At 61.8% G+C, this 435-nt stretch carries 1 pseudogene; it reads left to right on the top strand.

The window, feature by feature from the left end:
- Nucleotides 1-44 precede the first annotated feature (44 nt).
- Nucleotides 45-435 (top strand): annotated as a pseudogene (locus AC1D1Y_RS26460) (ABC transporter permease); the annotation flags it as partial.

Below are 435 nucleotides of genomic sequence, written 5' to 3'. Positions count from 1 at the left end.
GTTTTTGAAACTGACCGGACGCCAAATCCGCGAGGACGCCTGATATGAGCTCTGCATCCACTTACACCCAACCCAAGCCCCAAAGCATCTGGCGCGCGCCGGAGGTCTCGTTCCGCTTCTGGCCCGTCTTCCTGCGCAACCTGCTGGTCTGGCGCAAGCTGGCCATCCCTAGCCTGGTGGGCAATATTGCTGAGCCGCTGATGTGGCTGGTCGCCTTTGGCTATGGCATGGGTGCGCTGGTGGGTCAGATCACGGTCGTTAGCCCCACGGGCAGTGTGCAGGTGCCCTACATCCTGTTTCTGGCCAGCGGCTCCATCTGCATGAGCGCCATGCAGGCCGCGTCGTTCGAGGCGCTGTACTCCGCCTTCAGCCGCATGCATGTGCAAAAGACGTGGGACGGCATCATGAACGCCCCGGTAGCATTGGACGACGTGG

The organism is Polaromonas sp. P1_G1 (assembly GCF_056405595.1).
This window is presented reverse-complemented; position numbering and strand designations above follow the sequence as displayed.